Here is a 21,208-nt window from a genome sequence, read left to right on the forward strand (position 1 = left end):
GCGGATTATTACCAACCAGTAATTTCGCGCAATGCTTTACCGATGTCTGCCAGAGAACGAACGGTTTTAACACCAGCCGCTTCAAGCGCAGCAAATTTATCGTCTGCAGTTCCTTTACCGCCCGCGATAATCGCACCAGCATGGCCCATACGCTTACCAGGAGGAGCCGTTACACCAGCAATGTAAGACACAACCGGCTTAGTAACGTTTTCTTTGATAAAGGCAGCCGCTTCTTCTTCTGCTGTTCCACCAATCTCACCGATCATAACGATAGCTTCAGTACCGTCATCATCCTGGAACATTTGCAGGATATCGATAAAGTTTGAACCAGGAATAGGATCACCACCGATACCTACGCAGGTAGACTGGCCAAAGCCTTCGTCAGTAGTTTGCTTAACCGCTTCATAAGTTAAGGTACCAGAACGAGAAACAATACCAACTTTACCAGGTAAGTGGATGTGGCCGGGCATGATACCGATCTTACATTCACCCGGAGTGATAACACCAGGGCAGTTAGGACCAATCATACGCACGCCTTTCTGGTTTACGTATTCTTTAACGTAAAGCATATCCAGAGTAGGAATACCTTCAGTGATACAAACGATCAGCTCGATACCTGCATCAGCAGCTTCGATGATAGAGTCTTTACAGAAAGGAGCAGGTACGTAGATAACCGTTGCTGTTGCTCCAGTTGCTTCTACTGCTTCACGGACTGTATTGAATACCGGAAGACCCAGGTGTTCAGTACCACCTTTGCCAGGTGTAACACCACCTACCATTTGTGTACCGTAGGCAATCGCTTGCTCAGAGTGGAAAGTACCCTGACCACCAGTGAAACCCTGACAGATAACTTTAGTATCTTTATTAATTAATACAGACATTATTTGCCCTCCGCTGCTTTAACTACTTGCTGAGCTGCGTCAGTCAGACTTGTTGCAGCAATAATATCCAGACCAGAGTTCGCCAGAACATCACGGCCCAGGTCTGCATTAGTACCTTCTAAACGAACCACAACTGGAACGTTAACGCCAACTTCTTTTACTGCACCGATAATACCTTCAGCGATCATGTCACAACGCACGATACCGCCAAAAATGTTAACCAAAACAGCTTTTACATTGTCATCAGACAAGATGATTTTGAATGCTTCAGCAACGCGCTCTTTAGTAGCACCGCCACCAACATCCAAAAAGTTTGCAGGCTTACCACCGTGCAGGTTTACGATATCCATGGTACCCATTGCAAGGCCCGCACCGTTAACCATACAACCTACGTTACCGTCTAGTGCAACATAGTTCAGCTCCCACTGTGCAGCATGAGCTTCACGCGCATCTTCCTGAGATGGATCGTGCATGTCTTTCAACTTAGGTTGACGGTACATAGCATTGCTATCAATACCTACTTTAGCGTCAAGACAGTGCAAGTCGCCATCAGTTTTAACAACCAAAGGATTGATTTCAATTAGTGCTACGTCCAGGTCTTCAAACATTTTAGCCAGACCCATGAAGATCTTGGTGAACTGTTTGATTTGTACGCCCTGAAGACCCAATTTGAAGGCCATTTCACGCGCCTGATAAGGCTGCGGACCAACCAGCGGATCGATTTCCGCTTTTAGGATTTTTTCTGGTGTTTCTTCAGCAACAGTCTCAATGTCAACACCACCTTCAGTTGAAGCCATGAATACAACGCGACGTGTACCACGATCAACTACTGCACCCAGATATAACTCATCAGCAATATCAGTGCATGATTCTACTAAGATTTTGCTAACTGGCTGACCGTTTTCGTCAGTCTGGAAAGTAACCAGGTTTTGGCCTAACCACTTCTGAGCAAATTCTTTGATTTCGTCTTTACTTTTAACCAGCTTTACACCGCCAGCTTTACCGCGACCACCGGCATGGACCTGACATTTGACAACCCACTCGTTGCCACCAATGCTATCGGCAGCTTCAGCAGCAGCCTGAGGAGTGTCGGTTGCATAACCTTCTGAGACGGGTAAGCCATATTCTTTAAACAGCTGTTTACCCTGATATTCATGCAAATTCATGGTGAAATTTCCGTGATTATTTAAAAAACGTCGACTAAATCGACCTGAAATAAGTTGTCAGTGTGCATCCTGCACCAATAAAGTAATGCCGTCATAGACGGCAATACTTCCTTATACATCCAACAGTAAGCGTGTCGGATCTTCCAGCATCTCTTTAACTGTGACCAGGAAGCCGACTGACTCTTTACCATCAACGATTCTGTGGTCATAAGACAACGCCAGATACATCATTGGAAGAATCTCTACTTTGCCGTCCACTGCCATAGGTCTGTCCTGAATTTTGTGCATTCCTAAGATAGCGCTTTGTGGTGGGTTAATGATAGGTGTAGACATCAATGAACCAAATACACCACCGTTAGTAATTGTGAAATTACCGCCGGTTAATTCATCCATGGTTAACTTACCATCACGGCCTTTAAGTGCCAGACTCTTGATCCCTTTCTCGATACCTGCCAGACCTAACTGGTCACAGTCTTTCAATACCGGAGTCACGAGTCCGCGAGGTGTAGAAACTGCAATCGAAACGTCAAAATAGTTATGGTAACAAATGTCATCACCATCAATTGAAGCATTGACTTCTGGATAACGCTTCAGCGCTTCAGTTACAGCTTTTACATAGAAGGACATGAAGCCAAGACGGATCCCGTGCTTTTCTTCAAATACCGTTTGGTATTTCTTGCGCAGGTCCATGATAGGTTTCATGTTGACTTCGTTGAACGTGGTTAACATCGCTGTTGAGTTTTTGGCCTCCAACAAACGATTTGCAATAGTTTTACGCAAACGCGTCATAGGCACGCGTTTTTCGGTGCGATCAGCCAAACCGGTTACGGCTGCCTCTGGAGCAGATGCCGCAGGAGCAGGCACGGAACTCGCAGCTTTAAGATGCTTCTCAACATCTTCTTTAGTAATACGACCGTTTTTACCTGAACCTTTAATCTTAGCTGGATCAATGTCTTTTTCAGCCAACAGGCGACGCACTGACGGACTCAGAACTTCATCATCTGAATCGCTTTCTTCAGCGGCAGGGGCTGGCGCAGCAGCTCCGGCACCCGCGGCGAATTTCGCAATAACTTGCTCTGCAGTTACCGTATCACCTTCGTTGTGCAGGATTTCTGATATAGAACCATCAGCTGGTGCGACGACTTCTAAAACCACTTTATCTGTTTCAATGTCTACCAGGTTTTGGTCACGAGATACGGCTTCGCCTGGTTGGACATGCCAGGTTGCTATTGTTGCATCGGCTACCGATTCAGGTAACACAGGTACTTTAATATCCACTGATTCACCTTTTGCGCTTTCATCTGAACTTGATTGTGCTTTGCTTTCCGCTTTTGCAGATTTGTCTGAGCTGGCTGCGGCACCGGCCTCAACCAGAGCAATAACCTGTTCCGCAAGAACGGTTTCACCTTCTGGGCTACTAATTTCAGTAATAACACCGTCTTCTGGTGCCACTACTTCTAAAACCACTTTATCAGTCTCAATATCGACCAGGTTTTGGTCGCGAGACACTTTATCACCTACTTTAACATGCCATGTGGCTACGGTTGCATCAGCCACAGATTCCGGCAATACGGGAACTTTAATTTCAATGCTCATTTTAATCCTTGTTTAACTCGAGTGCCTCTTCAACCAACTTTTTCTGTTGCTGGTTGTGGACTGATAAATAACCGACAGCCGGGGCAGAAGAAGCCGCACGACCCGCATAGGTAACTTTTGCACCTTTTGGAATGGAATCCCAGAAGTGGTGTTGGCTACAGTACCAAGCGCCCTGATTTTGAGGCTCTTCCTGACACCAGACCCAGTCTTTAACATGCTTGTAGCGCTCTACCACTTTTTCTATTTCCGCGTGCGGGAATGGATAAAGCTGCTCAATTCGAATAATTGCAACATCATTGATTTCGTTTTTGCGACGAGAATCTAACAAATCATAGTAAACCTTGCCGGAACACATAACCACGCGTTTTACATTGGCAGGTTTAATGTCATCAATTTCGTCAATGACGTTATGGAATACACCGGCAGACAACTCTTCTAAAGAAGATACGGCCTGAGGATGACGCAACAATGATTTAGGCGACATAACAATAAGAGGACGGCGCATTGGGCGAACAGCCTGACGGCGTAACATATTGTAAACCTGCGCCGGTGTCGATGGGACGCACACTTGCCAGTTGTGATCAGCACATAATTGTAAGAATCGCTCCAATCTGGCTGAACTGTGTTCAGGTCCCTGACCTTCATAACCGTGCGGTAGTAACAATGTCAAACCACACAGGCGTCCCCATTTGTGTTCACCTGAGCTCAAGAATTGGTCTATTACCACCTGAGCACCGTTGGCAAAATCACCAAACTGCGCTTCCCAGATAGTCAAAGTTCCCGGTTCTGCGGTTGCGTAGCCAAACTCAAACGCCATAACCGCTTCTTCTGACAACACTGAATCGTATATTTCAAATACGCCTTGTTCATCGGCAATGTGCTGTAACGGTGTGTGCTCAGCACCGTCTTCCTGGTTATGCATAACTGCATGACGATGGAAGAATGTACCGCGTCCGGCATCCTGACCAGTAAATCGGATGTCGGTTTTCTCCACCACTAATGTGGCATAAGCCAGGGTTTCTGCAGCTCCCCAATCTAAAGGCTTTTCGCCTTTCATCATGGAAAGTCTGTCCATATAAAGTTTATTAACACGAGACTGTAGTTTGAAGCCATCCGGAATAGCACAGACTTTTTCACCCAACTGTTTGAGCTTTTCTATGCTGACGCTACCGTCATAAGGCACATCCCAATCATGACCAATGTATGGAGTCCAGTCCACCGAATGCTCTGTCATTGGACGCCATTCATCAACCACACAAGCACCGTGATCCAATGCAGCGCGATATTCTGCGACTAACTTGTCTACGTCGTGTTCAGACAAGGCGCCTTCCGCAATCAATTGGTTGGCGTAGATCTGACGAGGCACAGGGTGTTTGCGAATCTTTTGATACATCAGAGGCTGAGTCGCATTTGGTTCATCAGCTTCGTTATGACCATGGCGGCGATAACAAACCAAGTCGATAACCACATCGCGTTTGAATGTATTGCGATAATCCAGTGCCATTTTAGTGACGAAAATTACCGCTTCAGGATCATCAGAGTTAACATGGAAGATAGGTGCCTGAACCATTTTCGCAATATCAGTACAATACTGTGTGGAGCGGGTATCTTCGGTCTTAGAGGTAGTGAAACCCACCTGGTTATTTACCACAATACGTACCGTACCACCCACCTGGAAGCCACGGGTTTGGGACATATTAAAGGTTTCTTGTACAACGCCCTGACCTGCGATTGCAGAATCACCGTGCACCGTAATAGGCAAGCACATAGAGCCATCACTGCAACCACGTCGGTCTAATCTGGCGCGAACCGAACCCATAACAACAGGATTAACGATTTCTAAATGAGAAGGGTTAAAGGCCAGTGCCAAATGCACAGGACCACCCGATGTGGCGAAATCTGAAGAGTAACCTGCGTGGTATTTAACGTCACCTGAGCCCAGTGACTCATCGTGTAATCCGGAAAACTCATCAAACAAAACAGATGGGTTTTTACCTAAAACGTTAACCAGCACATTGAGGCGACCACGGTGAGCCATGCCGATAACCACTTCTTTCGAACCTGCTGCACCCGCCTGGGTGATTAAGGTTTTAATCATGGGTACCAGTGAATCACCACCTTCCAGAGAGAAGCGTTTTGCACCTGGAAATTTAGCACCAAGGTATTTTTCCATACCGTCAGCAGCAATTAACCCCTTAAGCACATTCACTTTTTGTTCTCTGGAGAGATCGGGTTTGGCCTGAGCGGCTTCTAAATACTGCTGAATCCAACGCTTTTCTTCAGTGTTGGTGATATGCATGTACTCAGCGCCGATTGAGCCGCAATAAGTCCGATTTAGTGACTTGAACAGCTCGCCCAAAGACATCTTTTCTTGACCCACAGCGTATGAGCCAATATTAAAGACTGTATCGAAATCTTGTTCAGAAAGGTTATGGTGAGAAAGCTCCAGGTCTCTGACACGCTCTTGTTGCCATAAACCTAGAGGGTCGAGATTAGCATGTTGATGCCCGCGGAATCGGTATGCATTGATAAGCTGCAATACCTTAACCTGTTTTAGATCCCCTACTTCGCCTGCTGCGGCTGCTGGCGCTCTACCTGCGAGCCCCATTGCGGCCATCTTTTTAAACTCGTCTCGGACGAGACTGTGACGTGTTTCAATAGAAACACCATCTACTTTTGGCAGTTTATCAAACGTGCTTCGCCACTCTTCCGAAACGCTTTGTGGATCTTCCAGGTACGCTTCATAAAGTTCTTCAACGTAAGCAGCGTTACCACCAGCCATATGGGAAGATTCCCACCACGCTTTCATGACGCTTTCGTGCATTACCGTCCCTTCATCGTATTCATTTTCAACAGGTCTTTATTAAGACCAACAAAGTACCAATAAAAAAATAGCCAACCTTACTACGATTGGCTATTTAGTAATCAAAATAAAACGCGATTTACGTTTATTGTGACTAAACAGCCCGTTGCAAAAGCATTGATTTTATTTTACCAATGGCTTTTGTCGGATTAAGTCCTTTAGGACAAACGCTTACACAGTTCATGATACCATGACATCTAAACACGCTAAATGCGTCATCCAGGTCATTCAGTCGCTCTTCAGTTGCCGTATCACGACTATCCGCCAGGAAGCGGTAGGCATGCAACAAACCTGCAGGGCCAATAAACTTATCTGGGTTCCACCAGAACGATGGACAAGATGTCGAACAACAAGCACACAAGATACACTCGTACAAACCATCCAGCTCTTCACGCTCTTCAGGAGATTGCAAATGCTCTCTGGCAGGCGGTTGTTTTGAATCATTAATTAAGAATGGTTTAACCTTTTCGTATTGAGTGTAGAACTGAGTCATATCAATTACCAGATCACGCACAACAGGCAGGCCAGGTAATGGTCTGATTACGACTTTACCTTTTCCTAAGGCGGATAAAGGCGTAATACAAGCCAAACCGTTTTTACCGTTCATGTTCAAACCGTCGGAGCCACAAACTCCCTCACGGCACGAACGACGGAATGATAATGTAGGATCTTTTTCTTTTAAGGCCAGCAGTGCGTCAAGCACCATCATATCCTGACCTTCTTCAACCTCCAGTTGATAATCCTGCATCTTAGGCGCGTTATCAACATCAGGATTGTAACGATAAACTGAAAATTCTCTTATCATTGTAGTGCTCCTTAGTAGGTACGCGTCTTAGGTGGAAATGCTTCACGAGTCTTAGGTGTCATGTTGACTTCTCGCTTACGCATAGACTCATTCTCAGGGATGTAAACTGAGTGACACAACCAGTTTTCGTCATCGCGATCCGGGAAGTCAAAGCGACTGTGAGCACCGCGACTTTCTGTACGGAAGTTCGCTGCTACCGCTGTAGCGTAAGCTGTTTCCATCAGGTTATCTAATTCCAGACACTCAATACGCTGGGTGTTGAATTCAGAGCTCTTGTCGTCCAATCTGGCGTGCTGTAAACGCTCGCGAATTTCTTTCAATTCATTCAAGCCAGTTGCCATCGCATCACCCTCACGGAATACCGAGAAGTTTAGCTGCATACATTGCTGCATGTCTTTCTTGATCTGTACCGGATCTTCGCCTTTACCTACGTCAGAAGACTCCCAACGATTAAAGCGCGCTAATGCCGCGTCAAGGTCAGACTCAGAAGCATCACGAGAAGTATCTACCTGATTAAGCGCCTCACCCAAATGCAAGCCAGTGGCGCGACCAAATACCACCAGATCAAGTAGTGAATTACCGCCCAAGCGGTTTGCACCGTGCACAGATACACAAGCAATTTCACCACAAGCGAATAAGCCTTTAACCACTTTTTCACTGCCATCTGGCGCTACTGTTAAACATTGGCCGTCAACATTAGTTGGAATACCACCCATCATATAGTGGCAGGTTGGAATTACCGGAATGGGTTCTTTTACCGGATCAACGTGTGCGAAGGTACGAGAAAGCTCAAGAATACCCGGCAGACGAGATTCCAATACATCCTTACCAAGGTGATCCAATTTTAATTTGATGTGTGTGCCCCAGGGGCCTTCACAACCGCGACCTTCGCGAATTTCAGTCATCATTGAGCGAGCAACAACGTCACGGCCAGCAAGGTCTTTGGCGTTAGGCGCATAACGCTCCATAAAGCGCTCGCCATCTTTATTTAACAGATAACCACCCTCACCACGACAGCCCTCTGTTACCAGAGTACCAGCTCCCGCTATACCCGTTGGGTGGAATTGCCACATTTCCATATCTTGCAAACATACACCTGCACGCAATGCCATCCCAACACCATCACCGGTGTTAATGTGAGCATTGGTAGTAGACGCATAGATACGACCAGCACCGCCTGTAGCAAGCACCACAGCACGAGACTTGAAGTAAACTACTTCGCCGGTTTCAATATCAATGGCAGTACAGCCGACAACATCACCGTCCTGGTTTTTTACCAGGTCCAGTGCATACCACTCGCTGAATACTTTTGTCTTGTTTTTAACGTTTTGCTGATAGAGCAAATGCAGCAGAGCGTGGCCTGTACGGTCAGCTGCAGCAGCTGTGCGAGCGCCCTGCTCACCGCCGAAATCCTTTGACTGACCGCCAAATGGACGTTGGTAGATTTTACCGTTCTCGAAACGCGAAAATGGCAGGCCCATGTTTTCCATTTCGATGATAGCTTCAGGCCCTGTCTTACACATGTATTCGATAGCGTCCTGATCACCAATGTAATCAGAACCCTTTACTGTGTCATACATGTGCCATTCCCAGTTATCTTCATGGGCGTTACCTAATGCTACGGTAATACCACCCTGCGCTGATACTGTGTGAGAACGAGTTGGGAACACTTTAGACAAAAGCGCACAAGACTTACCAGACTGAGAAATTTGTAAAGCGGCTCTCATACCGGCACCACCGGCGCCAATTACTACCGCGTCAAATTCATGAACTGCTACTTTCACTTACACACCCCACAATACAAATAAACCCACGGCTACGTAAGCGAAGGCAATAAGGTTCAAAACAAACTGGATAACGGCTCTGACGTTATGTGGCTTCACATAGTCAGTTAATACCTGCCACAAACCAATGCGTACGTGGATCATGATGGAAACCAGAGCTGCAAGCGTGAATACTTTCACAGCCAGATTAGAGAACAAACCAGACCAGACCTCGTAGGTAATCTCTGGAGTGGAAACGAAGAACCACAGCATAAATATGCTGTAAGCTAAAATTACGATTGCGGTGGTACGCAAAGAGACGAAGTCTTGAACACCATCCCTCTTAATACTTGCCTGGTTAGTTACCATATCACTACTCCCATCAGTACCGTCAGTACAATCCACAGGCCAATAATAAACTTAGCACTGTTATTACCTGACTCTAATTCTTCGAAATGCCCCATATCCATAAACATATGACGGACACCGCCAAGAATATGATAAGTCAACGCTGACACTGTGCCGATAACGACTAACTTACCTAAAACGCCATTCATTAACTCAGAGACGTGTGCAAAGCTTTCTGCTGAAGTTAATGAACAAGCCCATGCTCCAATTACAAGTAACAAAGCGAAAAACAACGCTACACCTGTTACACGATGTAAAATTGAAACCAGAGCTGATGGGGGAAAACTAATCGTATTGAGTTCTAAATTTACGGGTCTTTGTTTTTTCACGATTTGTCGCCAACCTGGAATGTTTGTGTGTCGACTCAAATATCACCTGAGCAATAAGCGAGTGTTCCACCTTGAATGTCATCACAATTTACATACGTATGTAATGCAAACTGGATTATTTACATTTTATTAACGAAATTTGCTTGCAGACCAATAACAGCGCCTGTCTGACAGATTTACGTTTTCGCACTGAAGTATATCCATGGGATTCAGGAAATACAATTTTTGTTACGGATCAAAGACGTGATTGTTAAAATTTTGAGCAATGTGATCAAAGTTTTAGAAATATGCATACTTACCGATGAAATACGCATTAAAATTGACTTATACTATGAGGATAAAGTAAAACTACCGTCTACTTTACAAGTCTCGTCCATTTTTGACGAATCAATGAGCACCCCCCTAGAACATTCGAAAGGAGAATTTTTATGGCAGCTGATTCAGCCATATTAAAAGTTGGTGATAAAGAAATAGAACTTCCCGTACACACGGGTACAGCCGGCAACCCAGTTATAGATGTAAGAAAATTGGGTTCTATCGGGCATTTCACTTTCGACCCAGGTTTTATGGCAACTGGCTCATGCGAATCATCAATTACCTTTATTGATGGTGAAAAAGGTGTGCTATTACACAGAGGTTACTCCATCGAGGAGTTGGCTCGCGATGCAGATTACCTTGAAGTTTGCTACATGCTTTTACACGGCGAAGCGCCAGATGCAGCAACTTATTCGGATTTCAAAGACACGATAACTCGCCACACCATGGTTCACGAAACCATGACTAATTTTTTCCATGGATTCCGCCCTGACGCTCACCCTATGGCGATGCTGTGCGGCACTGTAGGTGCGATGTCCTCGTTTTATCACGACGACTTAGACGTCAGCGATCCAGACAAGCGTTTGCGCAGTGCTTATCGCCTGGTGGCCAAAATGCCAACTCTTGTAGCGATGGCCTATAAACACAACATTGGTCAACCTTTTGTCTACCCCCGTAATGATTTATCTTATGCAGAAAACTTCCTGAACATGATGTTCTCTGTGCCTGCTGAAGAGTACAAGATCAGCCCGGCTGTAGCCCGTGCAGTAGATCGCATCTTTACACTACACGCTGATCACGAGCAAAACGCTTCAACTTCGACTGTACGCCTGGCGGGTTCTTCTGGTGCAAACCCTTATGCATGTATTGCTGCGGGCGTTGCTTCTTTATGGGGACCTGCGCACGGTGGTGCCAACGAAGCTTGTCTGAACATGTTAGAGAAAATCGGTTCAGTTGATCGCATTCCAGAATTCATTGCCAAAGCAAAAGACAAGAACGACCCGTTCCGTCTGATGGGCTTCGGACACCGGGTTTATAAAAACTACGATCCGCGTGCTACTGTGATGCGTGAAAGCTGCCACGAAGTATTGGCAGAATTGGACGTTAAAGATCCGTTATTACAGGTAGCGATGGAGCTTGAAAAAATCGCGCTTGAGGACGAGTATTTCGCTTCTAAGAAGTTGTTCCCGAACGTGGATTTCTACTCAGGTATCATTCTTAAAGCGATTGGTATTCCTACCAATATGTTCACCTGTATATTTGCACTAGCCAGAACCGTTGGCTGGATTTCTCACTGGCATGAAATGCTGGGTCAGGAAGGTCAAAAAATTGGTCGTCCTCGCCAGTTGTATACCGGTGAAGCGCAACGCCCATTTACACCAATTAAGAAATAATACACCTTAATCAGTGTTCAAAAAGCGTCCATATGGACGCTTTTTTATGGCTGTTATTCAATATTTCTGTTCAGTGATTAAGCAATAAACACATCAAGTAGGGTGAGGCGTCACCGCCTCATCCCTCTCACAGAACCGTACGTACGGACCTCGTATACGGCTCATGCATACTTCCATTCAGCATAAGCGCTGAACACATACCCCGTCCTAATTAGCTCAAAATTGACCAGACCAAGGTCGTTGAACCATTGATTTGGCATCGCATAACTGGCCAGAGGGCTATGAGCATTTCTCCAACTGTTCATTTGGATAAACCTGAACGGCGGTTTATAACCAAGCTGCTTCAGTCTTCGATGCAGCTTCGCTGGTTTCTTCCATAATTTCAATTGGATACTGCGAAGCCTGCGCCTCAACCATCTCGCTATCTTAGAAAATTCCCTGTTGCTATTGGCAATCCTGAAGTACTGGCTAAACCCTCTTAAAACAGGGTTCAACTCTTTGATAACTGCACACAGCGGTTTGCCACCATTGCGTTTCGTCATCTGCTTCAACTTCTTTTTAAACGCTGCGAGTTTCTGAGGTTGTATACGGGTGTATTGACGCCCAATTTCAACACCCAGAAATTTCACTCCCTCATCGCTATGAGCAATGTGAGATTTCGCCTGGTTAACTGTCAGTTTCAGCCCTTTCTCCAGTAGCTTCGTCGCCTGTTTCTGTGCATTTTCTGCTCCAGAACGACTTCGGCAGAAGATCAGAATATCATCGGCATAGCGCACTATTCGGTGCCCTCGCTTCCTCATCTCCTGATCAAACGCATCCAGATAGATATTCGCTATCAGTGGGCTTATCACACCACCTTGCGGGCTTCCTGAGCCGCTCTGCTGCCAGTAACCATCTACCATTACACCACTTTTCAGGAACTGATTTATCAGTAACAGTACGCTGCCATCTGTGACTCGCTTTCGGATACTTTCAAGGATAATCTCATGATCGAGCTTATCAAAGCACTTCGACAGGTCCATATCCACAACATGCTCCAGTCCGTAGCGACGGATGAACATCGTGGCTTTATTAATGGCATCGTGACAACTTCGATGCGGTCTGTATCCAAAGCTTGATGGATGGAATTGCGCATCAAAGAGCGGCATAAGCAGATCATACAGGGCCTGCTGGACTACTCTGTCCCGTACTGCTGGGATCCCCAGTAATCGTGTACCACCATCGTCTTTCGGTATTTCTTTCCGCCTGACAGGTTGTGGACTGTACTTTCTGGTTTTGAGTTCACAGACAAGTTGGTCAAGATTATCACTCAGATTTAAGGCGAAGTCGCTCAGGCTCTGCCCATCTGTTCCGGCCGCGCCTTTCGCTTTCTTTACCTTTTTGAATCCTTTGTACAGGCGCTCTTTATTAAGCAGTTGCCCATACAAACTGTAATAAACTCTCACCTTGCCTCCTCAGGTTGTGTGCTGTGTGGGGACGGATATCCTTTCTTTGCGTTGGTATATTTCATGTTGTCGTAAAGCGTGCTGGCACAATGGCAATCTACTTAACGTGCACAACATTACTCCCGTGTACAGTTTCATGTTCCAGTCTGCGGTTTCCACCACAAACCAGACAGGAAGACTTCGATAGCTAACCGACTCGTGTACCACTAAAAAAAAACATCTGTTCATCACAGACTTGAAGTATGCTTCCTCCCTTCGCAACACTGATAAGCTTTTGGCCAGTCAGTGTCCCATCAGACACTATGCTAATGGTCAGCTCGGTTTTATCCTCCACACCATTACTGGGTTTCACAGGCCGGGCCTTACTCACTACTACGGATTCATCTGCCACCTCGCACCAACACCTGCCTTGAGTCTCCCCTCGTACAGATGATTCTGGCTCTTCACCAGAGACGGTGTCAGGCTTCCCCAGTTACTGCACTGGCTCCCTGTCAGAGATCCCACCCTCAAGCACAAAACAGAACTGACTGAGTATCGGGCTTCACGCTATTTTGCACGCTTACCCTCCTGCTTTGCCGAATCAGGTTCACTTTCGTTGTGTACCTCTGACTTCCTATGGCTTCCTTCAGACCTTGCCGTTAGCCAGCAACGCCCTTGCCATTTGGATTATCTTCCCCTCAGTCGGGGTGATTCAGGTTTCTTTCAACCTGACGGGTTTGCCAGCTTCGCTGGGCAAACAAAAAAGCCGCCCTTAAGGGCGGCTGCATCTAGAATGAATTATTATTAATTAGAATTAATAAAACTCTTTCCTGAACTCAACACCCCAAACTCTTGGATTGTTGTCAATCACAGTTAAGTTATTGAAGTCGATTGCACCTCTTAAGTTCTCTTCGTCAGTAATATTACGACCGAATAATGAGATTGTGTATTGGTCATCGAAGTTCTCATAACCCACTCTTAAACCACCTTCGAACTGCGAATCAGTCGTGAACTCGACAGAGTCATACAAGAACAGATTGGTTTCACCTTGATACACCCAGTCAGTGTAAGCAAAAATTTCACCGCTTTCGATTTCAAAAGAGTAACGAGCGGTAAAACTAAAGTTTGTTTTTGGTGCCTGTGGGAATGGGTTTCCGTCAACGATTGCCAGTCCGTTTGCGTCAGTTTGGTCAACAAGTGTACATTGACCAGCGCCACAACCCGGAGAAACGCGAAGGTTTGGATCATCGATTTCAGTATCGTTATAGCTGTAACCCGCTGTTAAAGTGAGTCCTTCTGCAGCCAACCAGGTTGCTTCAACTTCAAAACCTTGTCCAATACCTTTGTCAGCATTGATAAGACGAGTGAAGTTACCGTCACCACCGATTGCTGAGAACTGCATATCTTCAACTTCATAGTGGTAAATTGCACCGTTTAAACGCAATACGCGATCCAATAAATCCGCTTTAAAACCGGCTTCAAACGAGGTTACGGTTTCTGAGTCCGCCACAGATGGCGCAGATTCGAAAGCCACGTCACGACCCTGAATGGTCGGGGCACGGAAACCTACCGCAGCACGCGCATAGACACTGACATCACGATTGATTGTATGATTAATCGACAGGTCACCACTTAACTGACTATCATCAACCTGCACATCTGCATACTGCTGTACACTCGCGGCACCAATCACAAGTGCAAAACCGTTGACGTTTTGGTCTCCAACCGACAATTGTTTTTCATCATTTGTGTAGTTGAGACCCAAGGTCACCGTAGTATCATCACTGACATCATAAGCCATTTGACCAAAGATAGCCCACGATTGGTTCGAGTGCGTAACCGTCGTAGCACCGTAGAAACCATCAATAGAGGTTACATCGAACTCCGCATCAAAAATATAGGCACCCAGTGTCCAATCCAAATTATCCGCTCCAGATTCTACAAGACGGATTTCGTGGGTAAACTGGTGTAAATCGTCCAGTCTATCTTGTGTAACAGCACCGAAAGGAATAAAACCAGGGAAAGTGGTATTTGGACCAAAATCAGTATCGTAAATAGCGTAAGTTAGTCCAGCTGGCACTGCAGACGGATCATCTCCGGATATAATTACACCACCATCAATGTCCCCGAGGGAATCACCTTCAGCTATATTGTAGTCAGTGATGGATGTAAAGGTGATATCGTTACCCAATTCCTGATCTATACGCAAGGTCACACCGGTGTTTTCGTAGTTCTGCGGGTTACGGTCTTGTCTGCCGTCACCGTCTAGATCTGCATCGTAATAAACCACATCACGATCATAATTTTGATTAAAGTCGTTGCTACCAGTACTCAACGCGTTGGCCCGGAAAATCGAGGCAGTACCATCCAGATCGCGACCATATACTTGCAGCAATACTGAAGTATCCATACTTATGTCCCACAACAATTGACCACGCCAGGCTAGTTCGTTAAAACCACCCATTGCGTCATTCTCGCCTGTCCAACCGTTATCTATCCAGTCACCGCGATTCTGTGACAACAAAGAAAAACGACCCGAAAAATTGTCCGTTAAACCGCCGCCAACAGCAGCTTCAAGGTTGTAGGTTTCCATCGACCCCGCTGAGGCTTCAACAAAAGCTTCAAAATCTTCAGTAGGCTTACGGGTGTCGAATTTAACGATACCTGCAGTGGTGTTACGACCAAACAAGCTACCTTGTGGGCCTCGTAAAACCTCTACTTGCTCAATATCAAATAGTGGAAAACTTTTTAAAATTACGTTTTCTTTAACAACATCATCCATCACGATTGAAACAGGTTGGGATGCTGCCAAATCAAAGTCGGTATTACCTAGACCACGCAGATAAAAGCGCGGAGCAACACGACCGTTCGAAGATTCAGCATTCAGACCTGGCGCTCTTGCTGCCAGAGAAAGGATGTCATCACCGCCGGAGAAAATAGCTTCAAACTTTTCACCGTTAAGCGCAGAGATTGAGATTGGAACATCCTGAATGCTCTGGGTTCTTTTCTGAGCTTTAACAGTAATGGTTTCTAAGCCGCTGTTATCTTCTGCCTCCTGTTCTTGTGCCTGAGCACCCAGAGAGAGAAGCGCGCACTGAAGTGCGACTGCAATAGCTGATTTCTTTATCATGTTGCTGTGTCCTAAAGTGTGTTAAATCAGTTAAGTCAGTGTTTTTTTTTATTATTCTATTCTAATTGTAATACTTGTTGCAGATATTTTAGATTAAAACTTTATAAACAGAGATGTTTTCTATCTAACTGTTTAAATAAACATCTGCAACGGCTAATTTCTACTCAAAATGACAGCTTACCTGAGTCTCGCAAGTATTGACCAAATGGTCAAGTAATGATTAATTTGCGCTTTTATCAAGCAATTTTAGAAGGTTTTTGGGGAATAACCAGGCGACAGAAGAACTGCAACTGCCGCCTGAGGAGATTTAACGCTTGCTGGCAAATAGCGCTTTTTTCTCCGAATCAGATAAAAATGCTGCATGAACACCATTTTCCTGGACCAGGCGTAACTGTTGCTCAGTTAACCCAACTACGTTTTTCGCCACATCATATTCATGGGGTAAATCAATATTAGATACCGCAGGGTCGTCAGTATTTAGACTAACCACAATACCATTCTCCAGAAATATCGGCATCGGGCTATCCTTAACCGCTTTAACGGTGGCTGTCTGATAGTTAGATGTTGGGCAAGACTCAACAGAAATGCCATTTTTAGCCATATATTCCATCAGTTTAGGATCCTGAGTAGCGGCAACGCCGTGACCAATACGGGTAGCGCCCAGCATTTCGATGGCATTCCACACACTTTGTGGGCCATCTGCTTCACCGGCATGCACGGTAATATTCCAACCCGCATCACGCCCCTTCTTAAAGTGCTCTTTATATAACTCTGCAGGATAATTGATTTCATCACCCGCCAAGTCCAAAGCGACAATTTTATCTTTATGAGCCAGTAATGACTCTAATTCGGCCATACAGGTTTCAGCACCGAAAGTGCGGCTTAAAATACCAATCAGATTAGCTTTTACGCCAGTGTCTTTTTCCCCTGTTCTGACACCATCCACAACAGCTGCCACCACATCAGCCATGTTCAGGTTGTGATTCATAGCCATGTAATAAGGAGAAAAACGCAATTCTACATAATCGATGCCCTGACGTTTGGCATCCAACATGTTTTCATATGCAACGGTATAACAGTCATCAATACTGGCTAATACAGATACGCCGTAATCCAGCTTTTGCAGAAAAGCCAGTAAGTCACTGGTTTGATCCTGAATTTGCGTTAAGGGAATGAGTGCTTCAAGAGAGTTAACGGGTAATTCAATACCGTTTTTGTTGGCTAGTCGCCAGATAGTGTCAGGCAGAATATTACCGTCAAGATGACGATGCAAATCCACCAAAGGAAGATCCGAATTTATCATTTTAGTTCTCAGATTTAGTTACGCAGATGAGAAACGTTAATTGAGTTGTAGCTTCTCTGCAACTAAAACAGCCTGAGTTCGGTTATTCACTTCCAGTTTTTTGAAAATTGCACTGATATGCGCCTTCACTGTCGCTTCGGTGATATTCAAATCAAATGCTATTTGTTTATTTAACATACCGCCCTGTAAATGCTTTAACACCTGAAACTGCTTCGGCGTTAGTTCAGCCATTCGTGAGGCGATATCAATATCTTCGCGTTCTACTTTGATCAGATTGTCGCGAAAACCTTCCGGCAACCAATTGGAGCCGCCCAGGATCGATTTAATGGCTTCTGCCGTTTCTACTGACGGAGTGGTTTTAGGAATAAAGCCTCTGGCACCAAAGGCCATTACTTTTGACACCACTATGGGAGAGTCACTGGCTGAGACAACAGCCACTGGCACGTCCGGAAAATCTTCTGTGATGCGAATTACTCCGTAAAAATCCTCACTGCCGGGCATGTGCAAATCCAACAACACCAGGTCGATGTCCTTGTGTTGCTCTAATACGGCAATTGCTTCGTCAAGCGTTCCGGCCTGAATGAATTCCAGGTCATTAATTAAAGCCTTTAATGCTGCTGTCAACGCATCTCTAAATAATGGGTGATCATCCGCTACTAAAAACTTTGTCATTGTAAACCTTTGATATTTCTACAACAGTAAAAAGCATTATGGTGCAGACTACGACTTTAGTCTAATATTTTTAGCTACTTCTTTGTTTCTCAAAAAGAAATTGCTCATCAATTAAACGGAAAAAGAAATCCAGCTATTTAGGGGGCGGTGATTTTGCGTTAAAATGGCGTCTTTTGCTTGGCCTGAAATCCTTTGAACAAAGATCTGATATATTCAAAACCTCTGGAAAAAGTCGCGGACTTTAAATTTGATCAGGATGTCGTCGCGGTGTTCCCGGACATGATCCAACGCTCGGTGCCGGGTTACAGCACTATAATTGATAATATAGGATTGCTGGCACAACAGTTTGCTCAGGACAATAGTAATATCTACGACCTGGGCTGCTCTCTGGGTGCGGCGAGTTTGTCGGTTAGAAAATACGTAAACGCCAAAAACGTAAAGATCGAAGCGATAGACAATAGTCCCGATATGGTATCCCGCTGCACAAGTCATCTCGCGGCTTTTAAATCAGACATTCCGGTTTCGGTAAAACAAGCAGATATAACTCAAATAGAAATAGCCAATGCATCCGTGGTTATTCTTAATTTCACCTTGCAATTTATTCCACCTGAACAGCGCTTTAACGTCCTTAAAAACATTTATGACGGGCTAAACCCAGGCGGTATTTTAGTTTTGTCAGAAAAAGTATCACTCGGACATTCTACCGCAGACGAAAGTTTGATTGAGCTGCATCATGAATTCAAAAGACGCAACGGTTACAGCGAACTTGAAATTAGCCAGAAACGCACCGCGATTGAAAACATTATGAAGCTGGAACCCTTACCTTTTCACCTGAATCGACTTAAAGACATTGGATTTTCTGAAGCCTTGACTTGGTTTCAGTGTTTCAACTTTGCCTCGATGCTGGCAATTAAACCTATGTCAGAAAAAGAGGGTTAAATAATGAAATGGTTTTCTCAGTTTTACCAGGAGATAGCGCCCACCTCATTGGGACATTGGCTTGAAACCTTACCGGCCCATTTAGCTAAATGGCATAAAGAAGCTCTGCACGGTGATTTTAAAAAATGGTGTAAATTGCTGGAGCAACTTCCCGACACCAAACCTGCAAAGGTAGACTTGGTTAACGAAGTACGCATTGGTTCAGCAAGCGATATTACTGAATATCAACAAAAGCAAATCACAGGGCTGCTCAAGCAATTTATGCCATGGCGCAAGGGCCCCTTTTTCATTCATGATATTCACATTGATACTGAGTGGCGCTCAGATTGGAAGTGGGATCGAGTAGCACCCCACATTAAATCACTGACGGGTAGAAAGGTTTTAGATGTAGGCTGTGGCAGCGGCTATCACATGTGGCGTATGCTGGCACAAGAGCCAGAATTAGTAGTGGGTATCGACCCCACGCAATTGTTTTTGATTCAGTTTCAAGCCATAAAACATTTCGCCCTTGATTACCCAATTCATCTATTACCCGTGGGCATAGAGCAAATGCCCGCGCTTAAAGCATTTGATACCGTGTTTTCCATGGGTGTGCTATACCACAGAAAAAGCCCGTTCGAGTTTTTGCAACAGCTAAAAGACCAACTGAAAGTCGGTGGCGAATTAGTACTGGAAACGCTGGTTGTAGAAGGCGACGAAAATACCGTGCTGGTGCCCGGTGAGCGTTACGCACAAATGCGCAATGTCTGGTTTATTCCCAGTGTCAAAGCGCTGGAACACTGGATGTCGAGGGCCGGGTTTAAAAACATTCGCTGTGTCAATCTTGACGAGACCAGTCTGGATGAACAACGGCGTACAGAATGGATGACCAGTCATTCGCTGCAAGACTTTCTGGATAAAGAAGATGTCAGCAAAACCATCGAAGGCTATCCCGCACCGCTCAGAGCAACGCTAATTGCAGAAAAGTAAAAAAAGCTGTTATTTAAAGCAAAAGTGCAATTACCATTTATTCGCTTTATCTTGATCGGCTGACTTTGCCACCACCCAAAGCTCACCTTCTTCAGTGGTTTCTTTTTTCCAAAACGGCGCCTTGGTTTTGAGGTAATCCATAATAAACTCGCAGGCGTCAAAAGCATCGCCGCGATGGGCGCTGGCCACTACCACCAATACTATTTGCTCCGCAAGAGATAACTGCCCTACCCGATGAATGACGGTTGCCGCCTGCAATTGCCAACGCTGACTCGCTTGCTGCACTATGTCATTGAGGGCTTTTTCTGTCATACCGGGATAGTGTTCCAACTTTAGTCCAGTAACATTTCGACCATCATTAAAATCACGTACAAGCCCCACAAAAGACACTACAGCTCCCGCCCCTGCGTTGCCCTCTATAACCGCCTGATATTCACCTTCTAGTGAAAAATCAGCTTCCTGTACCCGCACAGTAATTTTAGTCAAACTAACCTCCGGTCACGGGCGGAAAAAAGGCAACCTCATCACCTTCATTCAGACATACCTGATCATCACTGATGGTTTGGTTGACTGCTGCCAGGGCACTGTCGTTTATCAATAGCTCAGCCCATAGGGGTGATCGCTTCCCCAGTAAAGCGCGCAATTCAGCAACCGTTTGGGGATAGTCATTCAACTGCAATTTATCGCATTGTAGTTGCTCTCGTAACTGCGCAAAAAACAATACGGTTATCATGCCTGCCCCTTGTTTAACTTGCTGTGCTGCCAATCACCGGTTTTCCCTCCGGTTTTACTATTCACCATAATGTCAGAGATAACCATTTCTGGATCTACCGCTTTGCACATATCAAACAAAGTCAAACAAGCCACCGCTACCGCTGTTAATGCTTCCATTTCAACCCCGGTTTTACCCGCCAGTTTGCACAAAGCTTGCACTTTAATTTGGTGGCGCTGAGGATCAGGTTCAAAATCCACCTGCACCTTGCTAAGCATTAATGGATGACACAAAGGGATCAGATCAGCACACTTCTTTGCGGCCTGTATACCAGCTATTCGTGCTACAGCCAGTACATCGCCTTTGGCGTGCCCACCGGTAACAATCAACTCAAAGGTGGCCGGTGACATGCTAATAATACCTGTGGCGATTGCTGCGCGCTGAGTTATCGCCTTTTCGGTGACATCTACCATCGCGGCCTCACCCTTTTGATTGATATGGGTTAAACCCGGCGAGCTGTTATTTGCAACGTTTTTCAT

At 45.4% G+C, this 21,208-nt stretch carries 18 protein-coding genes; 3 read left to right on the plus strand and 15 right to left on the minus strand.

Annotation, left to right across the window (positions count from 1 at the left end; translation table 11 throughout):
* Nucleotides 1-8: 8 nt before the first annotated feature.
* The 8 genes from sucD to sdhC form a co-directional block, all read right to left on the minus strand.
* Complete coding sequence (gene sucD, locus ACXAD8_RS04630; protein ID WP_229527141.1) at nt 9-881, minus strand: succinate--CoA ligase subunit alpha; 873 nt, start codon at nt 879-881, stop codon at nt 9-11.
* Nucleotides 881-2,047, minus strand: coding sequence for an ADP-forming succinate--CoA ligase subunit beta (gene sucC, locus ACXAD8_RS04635; RefSeq protein ID WP_475225481.1), 1,167 nt, complete (start codon nt 2,045-2,047; stop codon nt 881-883). The genes sucD and sucC overlap by 1 nt, the downstream gene beginning before the upstream one ends.
* Nucleotides 2,048-2,158: 111 nt before the next feature.
* On the minus strand, nt 2,159-3,643 hold the full coding sequence (gene odhB / locus ACXAD8_RS04640; RefSeq protein WP_475225483.1) for a 2-oxoglutarate dehydrogenase complex dihydrolipoyllysine-residue succinyltransferase: 1,485 nt from the start codon (nt 3,641-3,643) through the stop codon (nt 2,159-2,161).
* 1 nt (nt 3,644) lies between these two features.
* The gene (locus ACXAD8_RS04645) at nt 3,645-6,467 is read right to left on the minus strand and encodes a 2-oxoglutarate dehydrogenase E1 component (RefSeq protein ID WP_475225485.1); all 2,823 of its coding nucleotides are present in this window, start codon (nt 6,465-6,467) and stop codon (nt 3,645-3,647) included.
* A 133-nt stretch (nt 6,468-6,600) separates the two neighbouring features.
* Entirely contained in the window at nt 6,601-7,311 is a 711-nt protein-coding gene (locus tag ACXAD8_RS04650) for a succinate dehydrogenase iron-sulfur subunit (protein ID WP_475225488.1), read from the minus strand.
* An 11-nt stretch (nt 7,312-7,322) separates the two neighbouring features.
* Entirely contained in the window at nt 7,323-9,095 is a 1,773-nt protein-coding gene (sdhA, locus tag ACXAD8_RS04655) for a succinate dehydrogenase flavoprotein subunit (protein ID WP_475225491.1), read from the minus strand.
* A complete protein-coding gene (gene sdhD / locus ACXAD8_RS04660) occupies nt 9,096-9,443 on the minus strand; it encodes a succinate dehydrogenase, hydrophobic membrane anchor protein (RefSeq protein ID WP_475225493.1) in 348 nt (115 codons plus the stop codon). It abuts the gene before it with no gap.
* The gene (gene sdhC / locus ACXAD8_RS04665) at nt 9,437-9,811 is read right to left on the minus strand and encodes a succinate dehydrogenase, cytochrome b556 subunit (RefSeq protein ID WP_475225495.1); all 375 of its coding nucleotides are present in this window, start codon (nt 9,809-9,811) and stop codon (nt 9,437-9,439) included. Before sdhC ends, sdhD begins: the two co-directional genes overlap by 7 nt.
* A 428-nt stretch (nt 9,812-10,239) precedes the next feature.
* Between sdhC and gltA the strand changes: the two genes are divergently transcribed.
* A complete protein-coding gene (gene gltA, locus ACXAD8_RS04670) occupies nt 10,240-11,520 on the plus strand; it encodes a citrate synthase (RefSeq protein ID WP_475225497.1) in 1,281 nt (426 codons plus the stop codon).
* A 161-nt stretch (nt 11,521-11,681) separates the two neighbouring features.
* Here the strand turns inward: gltA and ltrA are convergent, their stop codons facing one another.
* From ltrA to ACXAD8_RS04690, 4 genes are all read right to left on the minus strand, one after another.
* A complete protein-coding gene (gene ltrA / locus ACXAD8_RS04675; RefSeq protein ID WP_475225500.1) occupies nt 11,682-12,965 on the minus strand; it encodes a group II intron reverse transcriptase/maturase in 1,284 nt (427 codons plus the stop codon).
* Between the two features lie 793 nt (nt 12,966-13,758).
* A complete protein-coding gene (locus tag ACXAD8_RS04680; RefSeq protein WP_475225502.1) occupies nt 13,759-16,074 on the minus strand; it encodes a TonB-dependent receptor in 2,316 nt (771 codons plus the stop codon).
* 307 nt (nt 16,075-16,381) lie between these two features.
* On the minus strand, nt 16,382-17,377 hold the full coding sequence (gene add, locus ACXAD8_RS04685) for an adenosine deaminase (protein WP_475225504.1): 996 nt from the start codon (nt 17,375-17,377) through the stop codon (nt 16,382-16,384).
* 36 nt (nt 17,378-17,413) lie between these two features.
* On the minus strand, nt 17,414-18,049 hold the full coding sequence (locus ACXAD8_RS04690; RefSeq protein WP_475225507.1) for a response regulator transcription factor: 636 nt from the start codon (nt 18,047-18,049) through the stop codon (nt 17,414-17,416).
* 192 nt (nt 18,050-18,241) lie between these two features.
* Here ACXAD8_RS04690 and cmoA point away from each other — a divergent pair, with 192 nt between their 5' ends.
* Nucleotides 18,242-18,988: a carboxy-S-adenosyl-L-methionine synthase CmoA gene (gene cmoA / locus ACXAD8_RS04695; protein WP_475225510.1), complete on the plus strand. Its 747-nt coding sequence runs from the start codon at nt 18,242-18,244 to the stop codon at nt 18,986-18,988.
* A 3-nt stretch (nt 18,989-18,991) separates the two neighbouring features.
* Nucleotides 18,992-19,957 carry a tRNA 5-methoxyuridine(34)/uridine 5-oxyacetic acid(34) synthase CmoB gene (gene cmoB / locus ACXAD8_RS04700; protein ID WP_475225513.1) on the plus strand — a complete coding sequence of 322 codons (966 nt, stop codon included), beginning with the start codon at nt 18,992-18,994 and terminating at the stop codon, nt 19,955-19,957.
* Nucleotides 19,958-19,987: 30 nt separating this feature from the next.
* On the opposite strand, the gene moaE is transcribed toward cmoB, so the two are convergent.
* From moaE to moaC, 3 genes are read right to left on the minus strand one after another with little or no spacing between them, the layout of a single operon-like run.
* Nucleotides 19,988-20,443, minus strand: a complete 456-nt coding sequence (moaE, locus tag ACXAD8_RS04705) for a molybdopterin synthase catalytic subunit MoaE (protein ID WP_475225515.1) — start codon at nt 20,441-20,443, stop codon at nt 19,988-19,990.
* A 1-nt stretch (nt 20,444) separates the two neighbouring features.
* A complete protein-coding gene (moaD, locus tag ACXAD8_RS04710; RefSeq protein ID WP_475225517.1) occupies nt 20,445-20,690 on the minus strand; it encodes a molybdopterin converting factor subunit 1 in 246 nt (81 codons plus the stop codon).
* Nucleotides 20,687-21,208, minus strand: a complete 522-nt coding sequence (moaC, locus tag ACXAD8_RS04715; RefSeq protein ID WP_475225520.1) for a cyclic pyranopterin monophosphate synthase MoaC — start codon at nt 21,206-21,208, stop codon at nt 20,687-20,689. The genes moaD and moaC overlap by 4 nt, the downstream gene beginning before the upstream one ends.

Source organism: Planctobacterium sp. AWH2_060 (assembly GCF_056158425.1).